The sequence below is a fragment of the Jeongeupia chitinilytica genome (genome assembly GCF_014652315.1).
Taxonomy (GTDB): domain Bacteria; phylum Pseudomonadota; class Gammaproteobacteria; order Burkholderiales; family Chitinibacteraceae; genus Jeongeupia; species Jeongeupia chitinilytica.
On the sequence record NZ_BMYO01000002.1, the window covers coordinates 159,425 to 179,056 of the forward strand.

At 65.9% G+C, this 19,632-nt stretch carries 16 protein-coding genes; 9 read left to right on the forward strand and 7 right to left on the reverse strand.

Annotated elements, in window-relative coordinates; translation table 11 throughout:
* The first annotated feature begins 7 nt into the window (after positions 1–7).
* Together IE097_RS03855 and IE097_RS03860 are read left to right on the forward strand one after the other, a co-directional pair.
* Entirely contained in the window at positions 8–2,536 is a 2,529-nt protein-coding gene (locus tag IE097_RS03855) for a LuxR C-terminal-related transcriptional regulator (protein WP_189458830.1), read from the forward strand.
* The gene (locus IE097_RS03860; protein ID WP_189458831.1) at positions 2,536–4,176 is read left to right on the forward strand and encodes an EAL domain-containing protein; all 1,641 of its coding nucleotides are present in this window, start codon (positions 2,536–2,538) and stop codon (positions 4,174–4,176) included. The genes IE097_RS03855 and IE097_RS03860 overlap by 1 nt, the downstream gene beginning before the upstream one ends.
* Before the next feature lie 9 nt (positions 4,177–4,185).
* Here IE097_RS03860 and IE097_RS03865 read toward each other — a convergent pair whose 3' ends face one another.
* Complete coding sequence (locus IE097_RS03865) at positions 4,186–5,118, reverse strand: NADP-dependent oxidoreductase (protein ID WP_189458832.1); 933 nt, start codon at positions 5,116–5,118, stop codon at positions 4,186–4,188.
* Positions 5,119–5,163: 45 nt separating this feature from the next.
* Positions 5,164–7,800 (reverse strand): aminopeptidase N, encoded by a 2,637-nt coding sequence (gene pepN, locus IE097_RS03870; protein WP_189458833.1) that lies wholly within the window; start codon positions 7,798–7,800, stop codon positions 5,164–5,166.
* A 299-nt stretch (positions 7,801–8,099) separates the two neighbouring features.
* Between pepN and IE097_RS03875 the strand changes: the two genes are divergently transcribed.
* From IE097_RS03875 to IE097_RS03895, 5 genes are all read left to right on the forward strand, one after another.
* On the forward strand, positions 8,100–9,791 hold the full coding sequence (locus tag IE097_RS03875; RefSeq protein ID WP_189458834.1) for a nitrite/sulfite reductase: 1,692 nt from the start codon (positions 8,100–8,102) through the stop codon (positions 9,789–9,791).
* Positions 9,784–10,290, forward strand: a complete 507-nt coding sequence (locus tag IE097_RS03880; protein ID WP_189458835.1) for a DUF934 domain-containing protein — start codon at positions 9,784–9,786, stop codon at positions 10,288–10,290. The genes IE097_RS03875 and IE097_RS03880 overlap by 8 nt, the downstream gene beginning before the upstream one ends.
* Before the next feature lie 185 nt (positions 10,291–10,475).
* Positions 10,476–10,907, forward strand: a complete 432-nt coding sequence (locus IE097_RS03885) for a MarR family winged helix-turn-helix transcriptional regulator (protein ID WP_189458836.1) — start codon at positions 10,476–10,478, stop codon at positions 10,905–10,907.
* Positions 10,908–10,910: 3 nt separating this feature from the next.
* Positions 10,911–12,461, forward strand: coding sequence for an MDR family MFS transporter (locus IE097_RS03890; protein WP_229797416.1), 1,551 nt, complete (start codon positions 10,911–10,913; stop codon positions 12,459–12,461).
* Between the two features lie 108 nt (positions 12,462–12,569).
* Positions 12,570–13,247, forward strand: coding sequence for a LysM peptidoglycan-binding domain-containing M23 family metallopeptidase (locus IE097_RS03895; RefSeq protein WP_189458837.1), 678 nt, complete (start codon positions 12,570–12,572; stop codon positions 13,245–13,247).
* A gap of 61 nt (positions 13,248–13,308) precedes the next feature.
* Here IE097_RS03895 and IE097_RS03900 read toward each other — a convergent pair whose 3' ends face one another.
* The 3 genes from IE097_RS03900 to tsaB are packed head-to-tail and all read right to left on the reverse strand — an operon-like array spanning position 13,309 to position 15,283.
* Positions 13,309–14,163: a uracil-DNA glycosylase gene (locus IE097_RS03900; protein WP_189458838.1), complete on the reverse strand. Its 855-nt coding sequence runs from the start codon at positions 14,161–14,163 to the stop codon at positions 13,309–13,311.
* Positions 14,160–14,606: a ribosomal protein S18-alanine N-acetyltransferase gene (gene rimI, locus IE097_RS03905; RefSeq protein ID WP_189458839.1), complete on the reverse strand. Its 447-nt coding sequence runs from the start codon at positions 14,604–14,606 to the stop codon at positions 14,160–14,162. Before rimI ends, IE097_RS03900 begins: the two co-directional genes overlap by 4 nt.
* On the reverse strand, positions 14,603–15,283 hold the full coding sequence (tsaB, locus tag IE097_RS03910; protein WP_189458840.1) for a tRNA (adenosine(37)-N6)-threonylcarbamoyltransferase complex dimerization subunit type 1 TsaB: 681 nt from the start codon (positions 15,281–15,283) through the stop codon (positions 14,603–14,605). The genes rimI and tsaB overlap by 4 nt, the downstream gene beginning before the upstream one ends.
* 101 nt (positions 15,284–15,384) lie before the next feature.
* Here tsaB and IE097_RS03915 point away from each other — a divergent pair, with 101 nt between their 5' ends.
* Both IE097_RS03915 and IE097_RS03920 read left to right on the forward strand, forming a co-directional pair.
* Entirely contained in the window at positions 15,385–17,181 is a 1,797-nt protein-coding gene (locus tag IE097_RS03915; protein ID WP_189458841.1) for an extracellular solute-binding protein, read from the forward strand.
* A gap of 111 nt (positions 17,182–17,292) precedes the next feature.
* A complete protein-coding gene (locus IE097_RS03920; protein ID WP_189458842.1) occupies positions 17,293–18,606 on the forward strand; it encodes a Na+/H+ antiporter family protein in 1,314 nt (437 codons plus the stop codon).
* Between the two features lie 129 nt (positions 18,607–18,735).
* On the opposite strand, the gene IE097_RS03925 is transcribed toward IE097_RS03920, so the two are convergent.
* Positions 18,736–19,263: a GbsR/MarR family transcriptional regulator gene (locus IE097_RS03925; protein ID WP_189458843.1), complete on the reverse strand. Its 528-nt coding sequence runs from the start codon at positions 19,261–19,263 to the stop codon at positions 18,736–18,738.
* 67 nt (positions 19,264–19,330) lie between these two features.
* The gene (locus IE097_RS03930; protein ID WP_189458844.1) at positions 19,331–19,576 is read right to left on the reverse strand and encodes a hypothetical protein; all 246 of its coding nucleotides are present in this window, start codon (positions 19,574–19,576) and stop codon (positions 19,331–19,333) included.
* Between the last annotated feature and the right edge of the window lie 56 nt (positions 19,577–19,632).

Consider the following 19,632-nt stretch of genomic DNA (forward strand, 5'->3'; position numbering starts at 1 on the left):
CACCGACATGCTGGCTGTCGACCCGCCGCAGGCGCCGTCCGGCCTTGTGCCGCGGCCTGCATTGCAGGCAAGGCTTGTTGCGCAGCTGCACGGGTGCCGCGTACTGGTCCTGCACGCGCCGGCCGGCTTCGGCAAGACCTGTGCGCTGCTGTCGCTGTTCCGCGCACTGGGCCCGGGGGCCGCGCAATGGCTGCGCCCCGAGCCGGCGGACCGGGACCCGCAGCGCGCCGCGCGGTCCCTGCAGGCGTCCGTCGACGAGCGGCCCGGCCGATTCGTGTTCATCGATGCGCTGGAGCAACTGCCGGCGGCGTGCGAGGGACGCTGGTTGCAGACGGTGCTCGGGGCCTTGCCGCCCGCACTGACGCTGGTGATGTCGGCCCGCCGCTTCGGGCCGCAGGGGCTCGAACCGCTGCGCGCCAGCGGCGGGCTCGTCGAACTCGGAACGCCGGCCTTGCGGATGGGGGGGGACGAGGTCGCAGCGCTGTGCGGCGGGGCTTCTTTCGGCCGCGATCCCGACGTGGCGGCCCTGGCGCACGCGACCGCAGGCTGGCCGGCGATCGCCGCGCTGTTGCGGTCGAGCCTGAACGGCCACGGCGGCGAAGCGGACGCGGCCGCGTACCGTGAGCGTGTTGCGCGTTACCTCGACGACGAAGTGCTCGCGGCGGCGGGCAGCGACGACCGGGTTTTCCTGACCACGATTGCAGCACTGGGTGACGTACCGGCCGAACTGGCCGACCGGTTGTCCGGACGCAACGATAGCGCCCCCCGTCTTGCGGCGATGGTGCGCGACGGGCTGCCGGTCGAAACCGTCGGCGAGGGTTGCTACCGGGTGCATCCGGTCCTGGCTGCACACGCCGCGGACCTTGCCGGGGGCGTGTCACCGCAGGCGCTGGCGCAGTTGCGCCTGCGTGCGGCCGACTGGTTCGCCGCGCGGGGGCAGACCGAAAACGCAGTCGGGCAGCTGATGGCAGCCGGTGCCTGGGCGGCGGCCATGCAGTGGCTGCCCGCACTGGCGCAGAGCCTGCTGTTCCGCGCGCAGTTCAGGCAGGTGACCGACTGGTGCCGCGCGCTGCCGCCGGCATATCTGCACGGCAACACCGGTCTGAACGTCAGCTACATCTGGAGCCTGTTTTTTTCCGGCGACGTACACCAGGCGCTGAATGCCCTGAGGGAAATGAAAACGAATATGCGTGGCATGTGTGATCCGCTCGTCGAGCAAACCATCAACCTGCAGGAACTGATCCTGACCGAATTTCCGCAGCATGACTATGCGGTCATCCTGCAGGGTGTCGAAGCACTGATGCCGATGCTGGAAAGCGTCGGCGACATGAATCGCGGCCGCATCTACAACATGCTGGCGATGATCCAGATCAGCCACGGCGAGCTGGCCAGGGCCGGGGCGGCGCTGATGCAGGCCAAACGCATCCATCGCGAGGTCGGCAACCTGCAGGGCCTGTTCACCTCGTACTTCCTCGAAGCGGCGATCCTGGCGACCGGCGGCGACCTGAAGCACGCGCTGGACGTGCTCGAGAACGCCGACGACATGCTCCGTCTGCGCGACGCCCGGGCGCAGGCCGGCAGCATGCACGTGTTCTGCGTCGGCTACCGGCTGCAGCTGCTGTACGAACTGGGCGAGTACGATCTGGCGCGCGACTGGCTGGACCGCTACCAGCGGCTGCACAGGGGCTCGCCTTCGGTGCTGTCCACGCTGCTGGCCGGGCTGGTCGACGCGCGCCTGACGCTGATCGAGAAGGGGGCGGGGCAGGCCATGCTGGTCCTCGAACGGCTGGCAGACCGCTATGCGCAGAACGGCGCCGTGCAGCGGCGTATCGGCTTCGAAATGGCCCGCATCGCCATCGTCACGCAGGACCCGATGCGGCTGCGCATGTTCGTCAGCGATCTGCTCGACCAGACCGGGCCGCTGGCGCCGGAGGGCTTCATTCATCCGGCCGAGGAGCTTGAAGGCGCTGGCGTGGAGATCCTGCGGCTGATGCTGCATGCCGGCGGGCACCACCGTGCCGAGGCCATGCAACGCCTTGCCGCCATGATTGCCGACACGACCCGGATCGGCCACGCATGGCGGCGGATGAAGCTGCACCTGCTGATGGCCGCGGGCCACCTGTGCGCCGACGAGCGGGTGTCGGCCGGCAAGTCGTTGCAGCTGGCCCTGCAGTTGGCCCTGGTCAACGGCACGGTCAGTTCCTTCCTGGACGAAGGGCCGGCCCTGACCGAACTGCTGGCGAGCCTGGCGGCACCCGGGGCCCGCATCCTGACTGCCGCCGAGCAGGCCCACGCCGAACGGGTGCTCGCGGCCAGAGGGCAGCGGCCCGTTGCGCAGCCGGCGCTCGGTCTCGGCGAGCGCGAGCTGGAAATCCTGCGGCTGGTTGCCGAGGGACTGACCAACGAGCAGGTGGCGTTGCGACTGTGTCTGGCCACGCAGACGGTCAAGTGGTATCTGAGCGGCATCTACGGCAAGCTCGGCGTCGGCAACCGCGTCGGCGCCGTTGAAAAACTCCGCCGGCTGAACGTGCTCTGATGCCGGTCTCCCGTTCCCCCGGGCACGAGGCCCGACGCAGACTGCTGCTGCTGCTGGCCGCCGTGATCGCCATCGTCGCGACCAACACCGCCCTGTTCCTGTTCGCGCAGTGCAGCGTGGCGCACGAACTCGACAGCACTGCCGCCACGCTGGCGCAGCGGATTGCACAGGTGCTGGCGCGGTCGCACGGGCTGGCCGACGAAGCGCACCGGCACTGGCTGGGTCGCGCATCGCCGCCGTGTGACGACCGTTTTGTCGCGTCGCTGGGCAAACTGGCCGACAGCGTGCCTTACGTGAAGGGCATCAGCGTGCTGCAGGGGGCAACACTGGCGTGTACGTCGCTGTCCGGCATGGCACAGGCACAGACCGACCGGCTGCTCGACCGGCTGCTGGTCGGCGACAACTACCAGGCGGCTTCACCGCTCAATCTGGGCAGTGCGGGCCTGGTGCAGTATTACCCGTATGCGGACGGCTTCAACATCCTGAGCATCATGTCGGCCGAGTATTTTTTCGACCTGCTGCGCACGCAGGATCCGGCACGTTACCGGCTGGTGGTGCTGCGGGTGAAAAGCACCTACTTGCGTTCGGACCTGCGGGTCGGGTCGCACCTGCCGGCGTTCCGCCACGAATGGGGCACCGCGACTGCGCCGGGGGGCGTGCAGGTCTATGTCGAGGCCGACGGCGCCCTGTGGTGGCAGTACGTCCGCGACAGTGTGGTGACCTGGAACCTCATCGTGGCCGGCGTGCTCTGGGTGCTGCTGGGATTCTGCCGCCGCCTGACCAGCAACGAGCGCGCGTTCGACCGGGCGCTGCGCAAGGCGGTCACCGACGGGACCATCGTGCCGTACTACCAGCCGCTGTTCGATCTGCCCGGTCAGGTGCTGTCCGGGGTGGAGGTGCTGGCGCGCTGGCCGCTGCCCGACGGCCGCTTCGTGCCGCCGGACCTGTTCATTGCCCGCGCGGAAAAAACCGGCGTCATCGGTGACCTGACGCGGCTGCTGATCGACCGCGTGATCGCCGATCTGCCGGCGCTGCAATTGCCATGGGGCACGCGGCTGGCGCTGAACCTGCCGCCGGAACTGCTCGACGATGCGGCGCTGTTCGCCGGCATCGAATACTGGGGGCAAACGGTCCGGGCACAGCAGTTGCAGCCGGTGATCGAGGTGACCGAGCGCAGCTTCGTCACGATCGCGCAGACGGAGCAAATCAACGCACTGTTCGGCCGCTTGCGCCGGCACGGCATCCAGGTGGCGCTCGACGACTTCGGCGCCGAATACAGCTCGCTCGGCTACCTGCACCGCTTCCATTTCGACTACGTCAAGATCGACGGGCTGTTCCTCGACGGGATCGGCAAGCGCCGCGAAGTCGAGCGGGTGCTCGACGGCGTCCTGAACATCGCCGCCAGTCTGGGGCTGAAGGTCGTGGTCGAAAAGGTCGAAACCCCGGTGCAGCTCGCCTACCTGAACGACAGGAAGGTCGGTGCGGCGCAGGGCTACTACTTCGGCCGGCCGGTACCGATCGATGCCTGGCGCGCGCAGGCGGGAAGCTGCGCACGACAGCGTGGCGGCTGCGGCCTCAGCGTCGCCGAGTGCGAGCAGGAACGGGCCATCCACGAGGTGACGTTTCCCTGCCCGCGCTGATCCGGTCGTTCAGTCGGCGACGTGCAGCACGATCTTGCCGCGGGCGTGGCCGGTCTGGCTGTGCTCGTGCGCCTCGCGTGCCGCTTCCAGCGGGTAGACGTCGTCGATAACGACAGTGACGGCGCCTGCGTCGATCAGTTTGGCCAGTTCGGCCAGACGAGGGCCGTCGGGCCGGACGACGACCAGTGCGCCGCGCGCCCGGTGCTGCTGCGCGGTTTCCGGGTCCGGCTCCGAGACCACCGACACCAGTACGCCGCCGGGCTTGAGGCAGGCCCACGAGCGGTCCTGCGTTTCGCCGCCGATGGTGTCGAACACGACGTCGACGTCGGGCGCACGAACGATGAAGTTCTCGCGAGTGTAGTCGACGACGACGTCGGCGCCGAGCAGGCGCAGCAGCGCCAGATTGTCGGTCGACGCGGTTGCGATCACGTGCGCACCCGCATGTTTGGCCAGCTGGATGCCGAAGCCGCCGACCCCGCCGGCACCGGCATGGATCAGCACCCGCTGGCCGGCCTTGAGTCCCGCTTCGTCGAACAGGGCCTTCCACGCGGTCAGTGCCGCCAGCGGCACGCCGGCCGCTTCGTCGAACGTGATCGTCGGCGGCATGATCGCCGCTTCACCGGCACGCACGACGACATAGTCGGCGTAGCAGCCGTCGCGCGACGCGTCGGGACGGGCGTAGATCGCGTCGCCGGCCTTGAAGCCGGTCACCGAGGAGCCGACCGATTCGACCACACCGGCGACGTCCCAGCCCAGCGTCAGCGGCAGCCTGTGCTGAAGCAGGTCGGCCCGCCAGCCTTCCCGGATCTTCCAGTCGACCGGATTGACCCCGGCAGCCTTGACGCGGACCAGCAGCTCGTCGGCCGCCGGTACCGGCACCGGGACTTCATCCAGTTGCAGGACTTCGGGGCCGCCGTAGCGGTGAATGCGGATGGCTTTCACATCGTCTTCCTGTTCCGAATGGGCCCGGTGAGTCTAGTGCACCAATCAGGTGCCTGCGCTCAATGCCTTGCTGGCGATCTCGAAGGTGTCGCCGGAAAGCCCCGGTTCGCGGGTGATGCGCTCGAGTTCGGCCCGCATCAGTGCCCGGCGCGCCGGCTCGAGCCGGGTCCAGCGGTTGAAGCACGAAGTCAGGCGTGCGGCGATCTGCGGGTTGAGCTTGTCGAGCTCGATGATCCGGTCGGCGGCAAAGGCATAGCCGTAGCCGTCGAGCGCGTGGAAGTGCTGCAGGTTCTGCTGGCAGAACGCACCGATCAGCGCCCGCACCTTGTTGGGATTCCGGATCGAGAACGCCGGATGGCTCATCAGCGCCTGCACCTGACTCAGGGCGCCCGGACGGCGGCTTGTCGCCTGCAACGCAAACCACTTGTCCAGCACCAGCGGATCGTCCTGCCAGACGTTGCCGAAATCGTCGACGAAGGATTCGCCGTCGTCGCGCTGTGCCAGTGCCTTCAGCGCGGCCAGCCGGTCGGTCATGTTGTCGGCGTGGCGGTACTGGTCGGCCAGCAGTTCGGCGGTCAGCGGTTCGTCGAGTTCGGCCAGATAGTCGAGGCAGACGTTCTTGAGTGCGCGGCCTGCAACGGCTTCGCCGTCGTAGCGGTAGGGCGCACCGGCGTTGAGTTTCTGGTAGGTCGTCAGCAGTTGCGGGCGCAGGCTGCGGGCCAGCGTCTCCTTCAGGCTCTGGCGCACCGCGCAGAGTTTCTGCGGATCGACATCGGCCAGGGCTTCGAACAGCGCGGCGTCACTCGGCAGCGTCAGCATCAGCGCCGCCAGCGCCGGGTCGAGGCGGGTATCGTTCAGCACGGCAGCCATTGCGGCGGCGAATTTTGCCGGTGGCGGGGTGTCGGTTTCGCCGTCGCGGTAGCGTTGCAGCAGCAGGCGGGTCGCATACTGGTTGGCGGCTTCCCAGCGGGCGAAGGCGTCGTTGTCGTGTGCCATCAGGAACACGAGGTCGTCGTCGCTGTACGGATAGTCGAGTTTCGCCGGCGCCGAGAAATCGCGCAGCAGCGACGGCACCGGGTGATACGGCACGTTGATGAAGGTGAATGTCTCTGTCGCGTTGCGCAATTCGAGCACGCGGCTGGTGCCGGCTGCGGCGGTCTCGCCGTCGAGCTGCAGCGGCAGTTCCTGACCGCGGCGATCCAGCAGGCCGAGCGCCAGCGGGATGTGGAACGGCAGCTTGCTGTCCTGGCCCGGTGTGGCCGGGCACGATTGCGCGACGGTCAGCGTATAGGTCTGCGCGGCTTCGTCGTACACGCCTTCGACGTCGAGCACCGGGGTACCGGCCTGGCTGTACCAGCGGCCGAACTGTTCGAGATCGGCGCCGTTGGCGTCGGCCATGGCGGCGCGGAAATCGTCGCAGCTCACTGCCTGGCCGTCATGGCGCTTGAAGTACAGGTCCATGCCCTTGCGGAAACCGTCGGTACCGAGCAGCGTCGCGTACATCCGCACGACTTCGGCACCCTTCTCGTACACGGTCCACGTGTAGAAGTTGTTGATTTCCTGATACTCGTCCGGGCGGACCGGGTGCGCCTGCGGGCCGGCGTCTTCGGCAAACTGGTATTCGCGCAGGCCGCGCACGTTCTGGATGCGCTGCACGGCACGGCTGCCGAGGTCGGACGAGAACTCCTGGTCGCGGTAGACGGTCAGGCCTTCCTTCAGCGACAGCTGGAACCAGTCACGGCAGGTGACGCGGTTGCCGGTCCAGTTGTGGAAGTATTCGTGCGCGACCACCGATTCGATGCCGTCGAAATCGGCGTCGGTCGCGGTTTCCGGCTTGGCCAGCACGTACTTGCTGTTGAAGACGTTCAGGCCCTTGTTTTCCATCGCGCCCATGTTGAAGTCGTTGGTCGCGACGATCATGTAGGCGTCGAGGTCGTACTCGAGGCCGAAACGCTGTTCGTCCCACGCCATGGCTTTCTGCGCCGCAGAGAGTGCATGGTGGCAGCGGTCGGCGTTGCCCGGTTCGACGTAGATTTCGATGGCGACATTGCGGCCGGACGGTGTCGTATGGCTGCCGGTGACCGCGACAAACTTGCCGGCGACGAGGGCGAACAGGTAGGCCGGCTTCTTGAACGGGTCGACCCATTTGACCCAGTGGCGGTTCTTGTCGAGCGTGCCTTCGCCGACACGGTTGCCGTTCGACAGCAGCACCGGGTACTTGGTCTTGTCGGCAATGATCGTCGTGGTGAACTTGGCCATCACGTCCGGCCGGTCGAGGTAGAAGGTGATCCGGCGGAAGCCCTCGGCCTCGCACTGGGTGATGAAGTTGCCACTCGACAGGTACAGGCCCGACAGCTCGGTATTGGCTTCCGGATTGACCTTGGTGACGATTTCGAGGATCGCCGTATCCGGCATTGCGGGAATCGTCAGCGTGTCGTCGCCCAGCGTGTACGCGTCGGGGGCGAGCGGTGCACCGTCGAGCTTGACCGATTCGAGCACCAGCGCCTCGCCGTTCAGCACCAGCGGCGTGTCCGCCGCCGTGCCGGCGTTGCGCTGCAGCACCAGCCGGCTGGTCACCCGCGTGGCGGTGTCGTCGAGATCGAAGGTCAGATCGACGCGGTCGATGAGGTAGGCAGGGGCGGTGTAGTCGAGACGACGGATGGCTTGGCGCGGCTGGGACATGGCGTTCTTCTTGAATGAATCAATACACGTGGCGTCAGCTTACCGCCGCAGTCGGGGTCCCACAATTGCAGTAATGCGTACCGGCCGGGGCAAACGGACCGCACGCCGTGTGGACCCGGCATCACGGGCCGCGGTTCCGCGCCGTACCGGCGTCCCTTTATATAGCCAAATCATTGCAACTTATAAAAACACAGTAATTCAGTTCATAAGGCGGCAACTGGTATAGTTCCTGCCTCATGGGCGCGTGCGTATTCACGTTTCGTGGCGCCTTGGACACCTTTCGCCGCTTTAGGATCGCGATGTACGTTTACGACGAACTCGACCAGAAAATCGTGGATCAGCGCGTAGCGCAGTTCCGCGATCAGACGCGCCGCTATCTCGCGGGCGAGCTGACCGAAGATGAATTCCGCCCGCTGCGCCTGCAGAACGGCCTCTACATCCAGCGCCATGCGCCGATGCTGCGCGTGGCCGTGCCCTATGGCGAGCTGGCCAGCCGCCAGGTGCGCGTGCTGGCGAAGATCGCCCGGACCTACGACCGCGATTACGGCCACTTCACCACGCGCCAGAACCTCCAGTACAACTGGCCGAAGCTCGAAGACGTACCGCAGATCCTCGCCGAACTCGCGACGGTGCAGATGCACGCGATCCAGACCTCGGGCAACTGCATCCGCAACACCACGACCGACCAGTTTGCCGGCGTCGCGCACGACGAGATCGTCGATCCGCGCCCGTGGTGCGAAATCATCCGCGAGTGGAGCACCTTCCATCCCGAGTTCGCGCACCTGCCGCGCAAGTTCAAGATTGCCGTCAACGGCGCCGCCGAGGACCGCGCCGCGATCCTGGTGCACGACATCGGCATCAACGTGATCCGCAACGAGGCCGGTGAAGTCGGCTTCCAGATCTACGTCGGTGGCGGCCTCGGCCGTACGCCGATCATCGGCAGCCTGATCAAGCCGTGGCTCGAGCCGATGCACCTGCTGTCGTATCTCGACGCCGTGCTGCGCGTGTACAACCGCTACGGCCGTCGGGACAACAAGTACAAGGCGCGGATCAAGATCCTCGTCAAGGCGATGACGCCGGAAGCATTCGGCGCCAAGGTCGAGCAGGAGTGGGTCCACCTGAAGGACGGTCCGACGACGCTGACGCAGGGCGAAATCGACCGCGTTTCGAAGTTCTTCACCGCACCGGCCTACGAGTCGTTCGCCGGTGATGACGCCGGTTTCGTGGCTGCGCGTCAGGACAACAAGGGCTTCGGCCGCTGGGTCGAGCGCAATGTGTTCGCACACAAGCAGCCGGGCTACGCCTGTGTGACCTTGTCGCTGAAGCATCCGGGCGTTGCACCCGGTGACGTCAGCGGCGACCAGCTCGACGCGATCGCCGATCTGGCCGACAAGTACTCGCTGGGCGAGCTGCGCGCCAGCCATGAACAGAACCTGATCCTGCCGTACGTGAAACAGCGCGATCTGCTGGCGCTGTGGGAGGAACTGAAGGCGCTGAAACTGGCATCGCCGACCGTCGGCCTGCTGACCGATGTCGTCTGCTGCCCGGGCGGCGACTTCTGCTCGCTGGCCAATGCCAAGTCGATCCCGATCGCACTGGCGATCCAGGAGCGTTTCGACAACCTCGACTACCTGTACGATCTCGGCGAAATCGACCTGAACATGTCGGGCTGCATGAACGCCTGTGGTCACCATCATGTCGGCAACATCGGCATCCTCGGCGTCGACAAGAACGGTTCCGAGTGGTACCAGGTGTCGCTGGGCGGCCGTCAGGGCGTCGGCGCCAGCATCGGCAAGGTGATCGGCCCGTCGTTCGCACAGGACGAAATGCCGGAAGTGATCGAGAAGATCATCAATGTGTTCGTCGCCGCCCGCGAAGGCGAGGAGCCGTTCATCGACGTGTTCGATCGCATCGGCATGGAGCCGTTCAAGACCCGGGTTTATGCCGGCAAACCGAATGCACGCGCTCCGAAGGAGGTCGCCGATGCCTAAGCTGATCATCGACCGGCAGATCGTCGACAACACCGCGACTTTGCTGCGCTCCGCCGAAGACGGTGCGTTTGCCGCGGTACCGGCACAAGGCACCGTGATCGTGCCACTGGCGCAGTATCTGGCGCAGAAGACCGAACTGAACGCACGCGGTGACGTCGGCGTGTGGTTCGCGCCGGACGACGAACCCGAGTTGCTCGGCGCCGATGCCGCCGCACTGTCGCTGATCGCCGTCGAATTCCCGGCCTTCACCGACGGCCGCGGCTTCTCGATCGGCCGGCTGCTGCGCGAGCGCTACGGCTTCACCGGCGAGCTGCGCGCCTTCGGCGACGTGTTCAAGGACACGCTCAACTACCTGACCCGCTGCGGTTTCAATGCCTTCGTGATCCGCGAGGACAAGGACATCGGCGAGGCGCTGAAGGGCCTCGACGACTTCACCGAGTCCTACCAGAGCAGCGTCGCCCAACCGATGCCGCTGTTCCGGCGCCGGCACGCCAGCTGAGCCGCCATCGGCTGAAAAGCGCACCTGCGGGTGCGCTTTTTTCATATCTGCAGCATTACGAATGAACGTTGGGTTGCGTTTGTCATCCAAACAAATTGCCATGTTGCATAACGCAGATTTCGTTGCGCATTGCAACAGTGGCGATTACATTCAAAACACAGCAATACCGATGGAGTTCCACAATCATGAAAGTCGACAAGGATGCACGCTTGCTGCGTGAGCTGGTCTGGCGCTTTGTCTTCGAAGAGCGGGATCAGCTTGCTGCGCTCAATCTGGCTCAGAACAGCCGTGTGCTCGAAATGATGCACCGTGTCGGCCCGATGACCCAGTCGACGCTGGGACAGATCCTCAATTTCGAGAAAAGCTGGATCAGCCGGATGGTCGACCAGCTGGTCGCCGAAGGCTGGGTCGAGCGCACGCCGAACCCGCAGGACCGTCGCAGCAAGATTCTCGTGCTGACCGACGACGGCGTCGCCCATGCGCGCAAGATCGGCGCGATGTTCGATGGTCATTCGCGTGACGTACTCGATCGCCTGTCCGACGAAGCACGTCACGACATCTTGCGTGCCACCGCACACCTTGCCGCCGCCTTGCCGCCGCGTGCCGGCGGTCTCTGAGGCATGGAAACACGCTCGCGCTGGGTATCGGTTGCCGCGATGAGCGGCATCTGTCTGGTCATGATGCTCATCGCGCTCGACCAGACTGTCGTCGGCACCGCCTTGCCGCGTGTCGTTGCCGAGCTGCAGGGCTACGCACTGTACCCGTGGGTGGCGTCGGCCTACCTGATGACCAATGCGGTGATGATTGCGATCACCGGGCGGCTGGGCGACCTTTACGGTCGCAAGCCCTTTGTGCTGACGGCCATCGTGCTGTTCACGCTGGCGTCGATGCTGTGCGGCATGGCGCAGAGCATGCTGCAGCTGGTGCTGGCGCGGGCCTTGCAGGGCATCGGTGGCGGCATGCTTGCCGGTGCGGCATTCGCGTCGGTCAGCGACCTGTTTCCAGACCCGATGCAGCGGGTGCGCTGGCAGGCGATGCTGTCGGCGACCTTCGGCATCGCCACCGCCATGGGGCCGGCCCTTGGCGGCTGGCTGACCGAGCACCTCGGCTGGCGCAGCGTGTTCTACGTCAATTTGCCGATCGGCGTTCTGGCGCTGCCGGTGGTCTGGCGCTATCTGCCGCACGTGGTCAACCACGACGGCGGAGAGCGAAGCATCGACTGGCTGGGGGCCGGCCTGCTGGCGATCGGTTTCTGCGCCATCCTCTTCACCACCGAACGTTTCGGCACGATGCGCATGGGCAATCCGTGGATATGGGCAATGGTCGCCGGCACCGTCCTGGTGTGCTGGCTGTTTGTCCGCCATCAGCGGCACAGCCGCGCACCGGTGATTCCACCGAGGCTGTTTGCCGAAAAGGCAGTGCGCCAGTTGTGCGCGCTGGGTTTCCTCACCGGTCTGGTGATGTTCGTGCTGATTTTCTATGCGCCGCTGTTGCTGCAGGGCGGATTCGGCCTGTCGCCGAAAACCGCCGGTGTGCTGGTGACGCCCTTGCTGGTCAGCATCACGATCGGCAGCATCATCAACGGCCGGCTGGTTCCCCGCCTTCCGCAACCGGAGAAGCTGATTTCCTGGGGGCTGCTGGTGCTGATGTTCGGTACCGCGCTGCTGGCGACGCTGAATGACGCGACACCGCACTGGCTGATGGCGCTGGGCTTTGCCGTCTGCGGCCTGAGTCTGGGATTCCAGCTGCCGAACCTGACCCTCCAGGTGCAGTCCGCGGTCGACCGGGCCGATGTCGGCGTCGCGTCGGCGCTGATCCAGATGACCCGCATGCTGGGCAGCATGATCGGCGCGAGCGCAGCAGGGCTGGCCGTGGACTTGCGCTACCGTCAGCAGGTGAGCGAGGTGGTTGCGGGAGTCGGCAGCCCGGACATCACCCGGCTGTTCGACAGCCCGCAGTTGCTGCTCCGGGTACAGGACCAGACCCGACTTGTCCAACTGGCCGGTGCGGATGCCGCATCGCTGCTCGACGGTGCCCGGCATGCGCTGGTCAGCGGCATTCACATGGCATTTTTTGCCTGTCTCGCCATCCTCGTGCTCAGTTACCTGATTGCACGCCGTCTTCCGCCTTTCGTGGCAAAACTGGCGACCAAGCCGGTGGCGGTACATTGAACGCTGAACGATGGCGCAACCGGCAGATGGCGGGGCCGAAAATGCCCGGTTTGGCAAGACCAAACCGATCACGGCGGCGTGATCCACGGACACGGTAAGATTCGCCGCATGAACCTTTCACCATTCCTCGCCCGGATCGTACCGCTGGCGGTCGCGTTCCTGCTGACCGCATGTGCCGGCACACCCGATGCCGGTCCGGCGCCGGCCGGTTACTATCGTGTTGCGCAGGGCGACACGCTCTGGCGGATCGCGACCAAAAACAGCCGCAGCGTTGCCGAAATCAAGCGCTGGAACAAGCTGTCCGACAACGATATCCAGACCGGGCAACTGCTGCGGGTGACGCCGCCAGGCGGCAGCCCGGCAAGCAGCGCGTCATCGAGCAAACCGGTGCCGGCACCCGCCAAGCCGGCGACGGTCGACATCCGGCTGGCGTGGCCTGTGCCCGGACAGGTGGTCGCGCGCTACAACGGCAGCACGATGAAGGGGATCGCGCTGGCGGTACAGCCCGGCGAACCGGTGAAGGCTGCCGCTGGCGGCAAGGTCGTTTACGTTGGTGGCGGTATCCGCGCCTACGGCAACCTGATCGTGATCAAGCACGATGCGCGGGTCATTACGGTGTATGCGTACAACCGCGAACTGCTGGTCAAGGATGGCGCCAGCGTGCAGGCCGGGCAGGTCATCGCCAAGGCCGGCGGAACGGCCGGCGTCCCGAACGACCGGATGCATTTCGAGGTGCGCGTCGACGGCAAGGCTGTCGATCCTTCGCCGTATCTGCCGGATCGCTGAGCGGGTGTAGCCTGCCGCAACAGGCGGCTCCAGCCCGTTGCGGGTACGCCGGGACGCTGGCTCAGCGTGATCCTGCCGCGGCAAGCTGTTCGCCGAGCAGCAACAGGTCCTGCCAGGCCTTGGCCTTGTCGGGCAGGTTGCGCAGCAAGTAGGCAGGGTGGTAACTGATGACCACCGGAATGTCGTCGTGACGGTGCACCTTGCCACGCAGCGCGCTGACCGGGGCATCGGTCTTCAGCAGCGTCTGGATCGCAAAGCGGCCGATGGCGAAGATCACCGTCGGCTTGATCAGCGCGATCTGCCGCGCGAGGTAGGGCGCACATTCGGCGACTTCGGCGGGTTGCGGGTTGCGGTTGCCCGGCGGGCGGCACTTGAGCACGTTGGCGATGTAGACACCGTCCCCCCGTTTTTCCCCGATGGCTGCAAGCATGTTGTCGAGCAGTTTGCCGGCGGCACCGACGAAGGGTTCGCCGCGTTTGTCCTCTTCGGCGCCGGGGGCTTCGCCGACGATCAGCAGGCGCGCGGTGCGATCGCCGACGCCCGGAACGGCCTGGGTGCGGTTCTCGCACAGTGCACAGGCGGTACATCCCCGGATCGACGCTTCCAGCGTCTCCCAGTCCATTTCCGCGATGCTGCGACTGCGCTCGTTCTCGGTCGGCTTGATCTCGGCCTGCGGCGCTGCACGGGTTCGTGCATCCGGTACGACAACGACCGGTGCGCGGCTGGCCTGTTTTGCAGCTGCCGGCGTCGGCGCACCGATCGGAGCCGCAGCGGCCGGCATGGCCGGTTGCGGCGTGCTGACGGGCGCCTCGTCCGCGGCGTCCTCGGTCACCGCATCGCTGGCCAGCGCGGCAAGCTGGTCTCGACGGATCCAGATCGGTCCGAGTCCGAGTTCGTCGAGTGCGTAGCGGCTCATTGCGCCTCACCGTTCAGCGTGAAGGTGTAGAGCAGGGCATCTTCGCGGCCGTGGTCGTAATAGCCCTTGCGCCGGCCGACGATCTCGCCGCCACATTGCGCGTACAAGGCCTGCGCAGCGGTGTTGCCGACGCGGACCTCCAGAAAGAGCCGCACGGCGCCGTCGTGGCGCAAGGTGGCCAGCAAGGTATCCAGCAGGTGCCGGCCGAGGCCGCGACGCTGATGTTCCGGCGAGACGGCAATCAGTTGCAGCTCCGCCTCGTCGAGTACGCGGCTCGCGACGGTGAAGCCGATCAGCATTCCGTTTGGGTCGGTCAGTCCGGTACCCAGATCGCGGTTCAGCGCATCACGCCAGAGTCCGGCGCTCCACGGGTGCGGGTTGGTTGCGGCATCGAGCGCGACGAGTGCATCGAGATCGCCGGCAACAAGCGGTCGCAGCGTCACTTGGCGGCACGCTCGTGGGTTTTCAGCGCGACCTTGTCGCGCAGGTAGACCAGCGTGGCCTCGTCGGCAGGACGGCCGAGGCCGGCGGCAAAGCGCGGCAAGGCCAGCGCCAGTACGTCCCGCGCCAGCGGAAAACGCGCCGGTTCGCTGGCGGCAAGGTGCTGGCCCAGGCGTGTGGCCAGTACATCGCCATAGGCGGAAAAACCGCTGCCGACGCCGGTCCAGCCGGCATCTTCGGGGACCGGCACCGCATCCGGGTTGCAGACCAGCGCCTCGCCGACTTCCTGCCAGCCGTCATTGCCGCGCAGGTAGCGGGCAACGTAGACCTGCTGCATCCGGGCATCCAGACAGGCAAACACCTTGTCGGCGCCGCTGCCTTGCGCCAGTGCTTCGAGCGTCGAAACGCCGATGACGGGCACGTTCAGGCCGAATCCTAGCCCTTGGGCAATGCCGCAGCCGATGCGCAGCCCGGTGAACGACCCGGGGCCCATGCCGAAGGCAATGCCCTGCAAGTCGGCACGGGCCACGCCGGCCTCGGCCAGCAGTGCTTCGAGTCGCGGCAGCGTCTGTTCGGCGTGGCGCTGGCCGACGTGCCAGTCGTGCGCGATCACGCTGCCTTTGTGCGACAGCGCGAGTGACAGGTGTTCGGTGGAGGTATCGAGGGCGAGGTAGGCCATGCGGCAAGCCGGGCAGAAACAAGCGGCGATTTTATCATGGGCGGGGAGGGCCTGCGCCGGCTGCTAAGATTGCTCAAGACCATTGTCACCAGCGAGCCTTCATGCGCCTTGTCGCCGCCATCCTGTTGCTGTGCGTAACCCTGCCTGCCCGGGCCGACTACGCGGTGGCGCTCGGTTATGTGCCGAAGTACCAGACCGGATTCACCCATTTCGATTACGTGAATCCGAAGGCGCCGACGGGGGGCGAGTTGCGGCTGGCGGCGATGGGCGATTTCGACAAGTTCAACCCCTTTACGCTCAAGGGGCGATCGGTTGCGGGGCTCGGCGGGCTGGGGGACGGGCTCGTGTTCGAGAGTCTGACCATGCAGAGTCAGGACGAGCCCTTGTCGGCTTATGGCCTGCTCGCCGACGACATCCGCATTGCGCCGGACGGGCTGTCGGTGACATTCCACCTGAACCCGCAGGCGCGTTTCAGCAACGGCCGCAAGGTCGGTGCCGACGACGTGCGTTTTTCGTTCGAAACGCTGACGAGCAAGCGTGCCAGCCCGATGTTCCGCCAGTACTGGGCCGACGTCGCCGGCGTCGATGTGCTCGACGCCGGGACGGTGCGCTTTCGCTTCAGGCAGCACAACCGCGAGCTGCCGCTGACCATCGGCCAGTTGCCGGTGTTTGCGAAGGAGTGGGGCGGCGGCAAGCCGTTCGACGAGTGGGTCCAGCAGACGCCGATCGGCAGTGGTCCGTATGCGATCGAATCGGTCGATCTGGGCAAGCGCATCGTCTACAAGCGCCGCGCCGACTACTGGGGCTGGAAACTGCCGGTTCGGCTCGGTACGTTCAATTTCGACCGGATCAGCTACCGGTACTACCAGGACGATACGGCGAGGCTCGAAGCGTTCAAGGCCGGCGAGTTCGACTTCACCTTCGAGAACGTCGCGCGCCAGTGGGTGCGCGGCTACACCGGGCCGGCCTTCCGTGACGGCCGCATCGTCAAGCAGACCTTTGCGCACGAGAACAGCGCCGGCATGCAGGGCTATGCGATCAACGCGCGCCGGCCGAACTACGCCGACGTGCGCGTGCGGCGGGCGCTGGTGCTGGCGATGGATTTCGAGTGGATGAACCGCCAGCTGTTCTACGACCAGTACACGCGCTCGCCCAGCTATTTCTCCAACAGCGAGATCGAAGCCAGGGGCAAGCCCGGGCCGGGCGAACTGCACTACCTCGAACCGCTGCGCGGCAGGATCGATCCGTCGGTGTTCGTTACCGCAACGATGCCGCCGACGACCACGCCGCCCGACAGCCTGCGCAAGAACCTGTTGCGGGCGCGGCAGCTGCTTGAAGACGCCGGCTGGACCTACCGCGACGGTGCGCTGCGCAACAGGAAGGGCGAGCCTTTCGTCATCGACATGCTGCTGTACCAGAAGGCGTTCGAGCGACTGGTCGCGCCGTACGCGCGCAACCTGCAGAAACTCGGCATCACGCTCAACTACCGCGTGCTCGATCTGGCGCTGTCGCAGAAGCGCCTCGACGCCTTCGATTACGACATGACCGTCGTGACGTTTGGCGCAAGTCAAAGCCCGGGCAACGAGCTTTACGGTAACTTCGGTTCGCACTCGGCCAACGAGCCCGGCTCGAACAATGCAATGGGCATCAGCGACCCGGCCGTCGATGCGCTGATCGACGCCGTCGTTCAGGCACCCGACCGGGCTGCACTGGTCGACGCCGGTCGCGCACTCGACCGGGTGCTGCGTGCCGGCTATTACCTGGTGCCGAACTGGCACAACCGCGTGCACCGGGTTGCGTTCCGCGCCGGCTACGCCTGGCCGGCCACTTTGCCGAAATACTATGGCGCCGAGGAGTGGGCGATCCAGACGTGGTGGGCGACCGCCGGTCGCCGGTAGTTTGCCGAAAATCCCGTCCGCTGCCGGCCTGTACGCGTTATTGCCGATGCAGGCCCGCCGTTTCGCCGGTAGAGTCCGCCGGTTTGTCCGAACCCACACCAGAAAAACGCCATGAACGCCGTCCTGATTTCCGTGATGCTGATGTTGCTGCTCTCGCTGGCGAGGGTGAACGTTGTCGTCAGTATCCTGCTTGCCGTCGTGACCGCGGGCTGGGTCGCCCACATGCCGCTGGCCGACACGCTGACGGCATTCGGTTCCGGCCTCGGCAACGGCGCGAGCGTCGCATTGTCGTACGGCCTGCTCGGCGCCTTCGCGCTGGCACTGGCCGAGTCGGGGCTGCCGCACGCGATGGCCGATGGCCTGGCGCGCATGGCCGAGCGCGGTACGCGCGGCAGTGCAATCAAGTGGGGCATCATCGGTGCTCTGCTGCTGCTGGCAATCGCGTCGCAGAACATCCTGCCGATCCACATCGCCTTCATTCCGCTGGTCGTGCCGCCGCTGCTGTATACGCTCGGCCAGTTCAAGGTCGACCGCCGGCTGATCGCCTGCGTGATCACCTTCGGTCTGGTCACACCGTACATGTTCTGGCCGGTCGGTTTCGGCCACATCTTCCTGAACCAGATCCTGCTGGGCAACATCGCCAAGGCCGGTCTCGACGCCAGTCACGTCGACGTGATGCACGCGATGCTGATTCCGGCGATCGGCATGCTGTTCGGCCTGCTGATCGCGGTGTTCTTCAGCTACCGCAAGCCGCGCGATTACGATCTGGATGCACTGGCGACGGTCGAGCGCGAAGGCGGGCGTTACACGAAACGGTCGCTGATCGTTGCCGTGGTTGCGATGGTCGCGACGTTTGCAGTCCAGCTTGCGGCCGACTCGATGATCCTCGGTGCGCTGGCCGGCTTCATCGTGTGCGTGCTTGGCGGCGCGGTGTCGTTCAAGCAGTCGGACAGCCTGTTCCAGGAAGGCATGAAGATGATGGCCGGCATCGGCCTGATCATGATCGCCGCCAACGGCTTTGCCGCGGTGCTGCAGGCCACCGGCCACGTCGACACGCTGGTCAAGGGCTCGATGGCGCTGATTGGCGAGAACAGGCCGCTGGCCGCCTTCCTGATGCTGCTGGTCGGCCTGATCGTGACCCTGGGCATCGGCTCGTCGTTTTCGACCGTGCCGATCATCGCCACGATCTACGTGCCGCTGTGCATTCACCTGGGGTTCTCGGCCACGGCGATCGTGGCGATGATCGGCACCGCCGGTGCACTCGGCGATGCGGGCAGCCCGGCGGCCGATTCGACGCTGGGGCCGACGTCGGGTCTCAACGTCGACGGCCAGCACGACCACATGTGGGACACCGTGGTGCCGACCTTCCTGCATTACAACCTGCCGCTGCTGGCCTTCGGCTGGGTGGCGGTGATGGTGCTCTGACGCAGAAGCGGATGCCGGCACGAAGGTGGCCGGTCAAGGAAGCCCTCTGCGCCGAGCAGCGGAATGCGTTGCGCCTTCACGTCGTTTGCGCCTCATGGATACCGTGAACGGAACCGGAACTGCGGCTTTTCAGTCGGCGTCGCGGCCCAGCAGCTTCTGCACTTTTGCGCCCATCTTCAGGATCTTCATCAGCGTTTCGGGTGGCAGGCGTTCCATCTCCTTCATCCACGCGGTCAGCGTTTCCATGAAGTCGAGCACATCCTGCATGCGCTGCAGCGCGGCTTCGTCGTCGGCCTCGCCCTGCTCCATCACGCATTCGCGCAGCACGGTCAGCGTCGGGTCGAACTCGCGCCGCTTGCGTTCGTCGACGATGGTCCGGAACAGCTGCCAGACGTCCTTGCTGGTGTCGAAGTGGTCGCGCCGGTCACCCAGCACATGCACCACCTTGATCAGCCCCCAGCCCTGCAGCTCTTTCAGGCTGTTGCTGACGTTGGAGCGGGCGATCACCAGCGTTTCGGCGATGTCCTCGGCGTTGAGCGGTGCATCGGCGATGAAGAGCAGCGCATGGATTTGCGAGATGGTGCGGTTGACGCCCCAGCGCGTGCCCATTTCGCCCCAGTGGAGGATGAATTTCTGCTTGACCGGCGTGAGTGTCATGATCTGTTTGTTCGGTAATTTCTGTTGATTAAGAAATTAGTGAACAAACGGACGAAGCGCAAGCTTCTCAGTTGATCCGGGCCTGCTGTGTTGCGGTGTCGTAACGGCACTGCACGGCCTGCGCGCCGGCGAGCTTGGGGTAGGCGGTGACGGCGAGCGCCGTTGCCGACAGCGTGTAGACCGACTCGACGCGCACTTCGGTGTTCGTTCTGGCTGCAACGAGCGCGGCGCAAGCCTGGCGGGCTTCGTCGGCGTGCGGCACCGAGGCGCAGGCGCTCAGGCCCAGAACGGAAAGCAGGATGGTCAGGCGCATCGGGTTTCCACGGCAACGGTCGGGGCCGCCATTATCGCGGCAGCCTTCGGCGTTGC

Coding starts and splice junctions, on each gene's coding strand:
- IE097_RS03930 (WP_189458844.1), bottom strand. CDS start 19,576: ATGCGCCTGACCATCCTGCTTTCCGTTCTGGGCCTGAGCGCCTGCGCC.
- IE097_RS03875 (WP_189458834.1), top strand. CDS start 8,100: ATGTACGTTTACGACGAACTCGACCAGAAAATCGTGGATCAGCGCGTA.
- IE097_RS03900 (WP_189458838.1), bottom strand. CDS start 14,163: ATGAGCCGCTACGCACTCGACGAACTCGGACTCGGACCGATCTGGATC.
- IE097_RS03890 (WP_229797416.1), top strand. CDS start 10,911: ATGGAAACACGCTCGCGCTGGGTATCGGTTGCCGCGATGAGCGGCATC.
- IE097_RS03860 (WP_189458831.1), top strand. CDS start 2,536: ATGCCGGTCTCCCGTTCCCCCGGGCACGAGGCCCGACGCAGACTGCTG.
- IE097_RS03855 (WP_189458830.1), top strand. CDS start 8: ATGCTGGCTGTCGACCCGCCGCAGGCGCCGTCCGGCCTTGTGCCGCGG.
- IE097_RS03895 (WP_189458837.1), top strand. CDS start 12,570: ATGAACCTTTCACCATTCCTCGCCCGGATCGTACCGCTGGCGGTCGCG.
- IE097_RS03915 (WP_189458841.1), top strand. CDS start 15,385: ATGCGCCTTGTCGCCGCCATCCTGTTGCTGTGCGTAACCCTGCCTGCC.
- IE097_RS03880 (WP_189458835.1), top strand. CDS start 9,784: ATGCCTAAGCTGATCATCGACCGGCAGATCGTCGACAACACCGCGACT.
- tsaB (WP_189458840.1), bottom strand. CDS start 15,283: ATGGCCTACCTCGCCCTCGATACCTCCACCGAACACCTGTCACTCGCG.
- pepN (WP_189458833.1), bottom strand. CDS start 7,800: ATGTCCCAGCCGCGCCAAGCCATCCGTCGTCTCGACTACACCGCCCCT.
- IE097_RS03920 (WP_189458842.1), top strand. CDS start 17,293: ATGAACGCCGTCCTGATTTCCGTGATGCTGATGTTGCTGCTCTCGCTG.
- IE097_RS03885 (WP_189458836.1), top strand. CDS start 10,476: ATGAAAGTCGACAAGGATGCACGCTTGCTGCGTGAGCTGGTCTGGCGC.
- IE097_RS03925 (WP_189458843.1), bottom strand. CDS start 19,263: ATGACACTCACGCCGGTCAAGCAGAAATTCATCCTCCACTGGGGCGAA.